Raw genomic sequence first — 3,575 nt, 5'->3', positions numbered from 1 at the left:
CGATCGAGATGACTCTGGACTTGAATCGTGCCATGATGTGCCGATATAATTGCCTTGACAATTGCTAATCCCAATCCCGTACCACCTGTAGTTCGCGCTCGATCTGCGCGGACTCGATAAAAGCGATCGAATATTTGGGGTAGATCTGCTGTGGCAATACCAATGCCATTATCTTGTACGCTAATAATTGCCATCCGATCGAGCGATTCGAGGCTAATTATTACCGTGCCGCCTGTGAGGGTACATTTAATCGCATTGTCGATGAGATTAGCCACTGCTCGATATAGTCTGTCACTATCACCGTTGATATAGATCGATCGATCTCCAGCTATTTCTAGCCGCAAATCGATATTTTTAGCCACAGCTAGGGGTGCTAGTTCTTCTTCTAGATCGCTGACTAGATCGTTCGCACAACAAGGTTGAAAGTTTAGCGGTAGTTGATTGGCTTCCAATCGCGATAGCCACAATAAATCTTCCGCTAAATGGGAAAGATGCTGAATTTGGCGATCGGTTATTTCGAGATTATTTTGCATGTCTGCATCGATCGGATCTGTATTTAAGGCACCTTCTACTGCAATTGTCATCACAGATAAAGGCGTTCTTAGCTCGTGAGCGGCATCGGCGGTAAATTGTTGAATCCGCTGGTAAGATGCTAAAATTGGACGCATTGCCAGTCCAGATAGCCACCAACTCGCGCCACCGATTGCTAACATGCCGATCGGAATACCAACTAGGAGGATCGTATGTAGACTGTGCATGTAGTCGTCTAGCATCCTAAATGATTGGGCAACTTGCAGATATCCCCAATCTCGTCGATCGATTGTTTTAAGTTTGAGGGTGTGAATATGATAGCGTTCGCCGCGATTATCGGTAACTGTTGCCCATGTCGTTATTGGTACTTTATCGGCAAACTGATGTTTTGCTTTACCAAGATTGGCGATCGCGCGACCGTTTAAATTTAATAAACGAATACAGTAACCTTGTTGTTCGGTTAATTCTTTGATTTTAGATTCATAATTATTTGGCGAACATTCTCCGTCTACTACACACAATCCTGGTAATAATTTTGCTGCATCCGCATCGAGTGTTTCTGGTTGTCTCAACCCTGTTTCGAGCGTGTCATGGATGGTGCCAGCTAAAGTATTTAGTTCCCGATCGACCGATCGCTCGAATACTCGAATCATGCCTAAATGAAGTCCATAACCAGAAATCGATGTAATTAAACCGATAACGATCGCATAAAATCCAGTTAGTTGCAAACGGGTACGCTTAAATAGTCGATCTGGGAGCATTAATTAATAGTTAATAGTCATAAACTGAGGCTTGACAAAATCGAGTTAATTGCAGATGAGCCGATAGCCAAAGCCGCGTATGGTTTCGATGGTGGGTGAGCAGCCGGATTCGGATAACTTCTTGCGTAACAGGCGAATTTGGGCGGCGACGACGTTACTCGCAGCATCAGAATCGATCGACCAAATTCGACTGCGAATCCGCTCGTGAGTCAGGGTTATATTAGGATGCTGCATCAGATATTCTAAGAGTTGAAATTCCTTTGCTGTTAGCGTTATCTGACTCAGACTACCCTGTTTATCGGTAACTAAAATGCCATTATTACCATAGTCTAATTCCATATTTCCCAATTGCAATCGGTCGGGTTTAAATGTCGGAGCGCGACGCTGAAGGGCGCGCATTCTGGCTAAAAGTTCGGCCATACCAAAAGGTTTGACGAGATAGTCGTCCGCTCCCGCATCCAATCCAGTTATTTTATCTTCCATCCGATCTTTGGCTGTGAGCATCAAAATCGGTAGGGTATAATTGTGCGATCGCAATCGCTGACAAAGTTCGATTCCCGATAGTTTCGGTAGCATCCAATCGACGATCGCCAGGGCATAAATAGTCGGATCGATCGTTAAATATTCCCAGCCAGATTGTCCATCGATCGCCCAATCGACTATATATTGATGATGTGACAGGCTTTTTTGAATCGTAGATCCCAAATCTGGTTCGTCTTCAATTAGGAGGATTTTCATAATGAGGATGAAACCTGTCTTAATCTTCTATCTTAGCGCACTGAGATGAAATGAAGATGAAATTAAATTAACAAATAAACGTGGTGTATGAAATGAATCGTCAATTAATGCTACTCTGGCAAGAATTCTTACCCCTATCCTTATCAGATGTGACGATGGCATTGGGAGATCCATTAACTACTACTACCCTCGCCCATTTACCCAACGCTAGAACAAATATTGCAGCGGTGGGTGTTGCCAAATCGATCGCTATTTTTTGTGAAAGTCCGATTATTATGTTGCTCCATGCGAGTAATGCGCTCGCTCCTACCCAAGCATCGCGTCGCGCGCTATGGAAGTTCACCATAATTGCAAGTGGATTGATGAGTTTGCTATTAGCAATGACAGCAATTCCGTGGGTATTTACAGTTGTTGGCGAAAGATTTTTGGGTGTCGATCCGAGTTTGAGTGGGGCGATTAGATCGGTACTGGCGATCGCGATTTTATGGCCGTTTGCGATCGGCTGGCGCAGATATTTTCAAGGATTATTAATTCATTACGGGCAGAGTCAAGCTGTCGCCCAAGCTAGTATTATTCGCTTGTTAACTGTTGGGGGGATTCTGGCGGGGGGATTTGGATTACAAATATCGGGAACGATCGTCGCAGGTACGAGTTTAGTATTGGGGGTGATTGCCGAAGCAATCGCCGTTACTTATTTAGCAAAAAAACTCGGAATAACTGAACTGCCTACAGTAATTTCTCAACCGGAATTACCACAAGATTTAATGGGCGTCTGGAAATTTTACGTTCCTTTAGGCGGTTCGATGATGTTAGTATGGGGGGCGCGGGTGGTATTAGTCGGGATCGTGGCGCGGGCGAGCGATGGGGCGATCGCTTTAGCTGCTTGGCCTGCTGCTTGGGGATTGGTATTGGTAATTGCTAACTCGACGAGAATGGTACAGCAAATAGTCATTCGCAATCGCAAATTAATACCCGATCGATTATTAGTAACGTTTGCATTTAGTGTCGGCATAGTTTGCTCGTTAATCTTATTAATAGTTAGTAATACCCCGGCAAGTGAAACCGCTATTGGTTGGTTTGTCGGTAAGGATGCTGAGTTAATCCTCAAGGTGCGCCCAGTAATATCGATCTGTGCGGCGATCCCCTTATTCGTTGCTTTACAAAATGCGATTCAGGGGTTTTTAGTTAGTGAAAGACGTACTTGGGTCGTAAATCAAGCCACTTGGGTAGGATCGATCTCCATGTTAACCGTCACCTATTTGGGCGTAAATGGGGGACAACCAGGCGCGATTGCAGCGGCAATCGGCATGTCCATCGGTGCGATGTCTGAAATTATTTATTTAGTCTGCTGCTGGCGGTGGCAAGGACACAAATCGACTGGGCTTCGTTTTTAGATCTGTATCCCCCAACCCCCTTAAAAAGGGGGCTTTAAAGTCCCCCTTTTTAAGGGGGATTGAGCGGATGCAACCACGCGGAGGTTCCCGACCCATGGCTTGCACCAAGCAGGGGGATTTGCCCACTAGAAACGTAGCAGTTAAACTTTCC

The 3,575-nt window shown here is 45.1% G+C and carries 3 protein-coding genes; 1 reads left to right on the top strand and 2 read right to left on the bottom strand.

Annotated features, from left to right (window positions below; all coding sequences use genetic code 11):
- The coding region (rppB, locus tag RMO52_RS19165) for a two-component system sensor histidine kinase RppB (protein WP_310417438.1) at positions 1–1,292 on the bottom strand (1,292 nt) is incomplete at its 3' end.
- A gap of 45 nt (positions 1,293–1,337) precedes the next feature.
- Positions 1,338–2,030, bottom strand: a complete 693-nt coding sequence (gene rppA / locus RMO52_RS19160) for a two-component system response regulator RppA (protein ID WP_310417435.1) — start codon at positions 2,028–2,030, stop codon at positions 1,338–1,340.
- Positions 2,031–2,122: 92 nt separating this feature from the next.
- Between rppA and RMO52_RS19155 the strand changes: the two genes are divergently transcribed.
- On the top strand, positions 2,123–3,424 hold the full coding sequence (locus tag RMO52_RS19155) for a hypothetical protein (protein ID WP_310417432.1): 1,302 nt from the start codon (positions 2,123–2,125) through the stop codon (positions 3,422–3,424).
- Positions 3,425–3,575 lie beyond the last annotated feature (151 nt).

It is taken from the genome of Chamaesiphon sp. OTE_8_metabat_110, assembly GCF_031382685.1.
Taxonomy (GTDB): Bacteria; Cyanobacteriota; Cyanobacteriia; order Cyanobacteriales; family Chamaesiphonaceae; genus Chamaesiphon.
The sequence above is the reverse complement of the archived record's forward strand: the minus strand, read 5'-3'. Positions and strand labels throughout refer to the sequence as shown.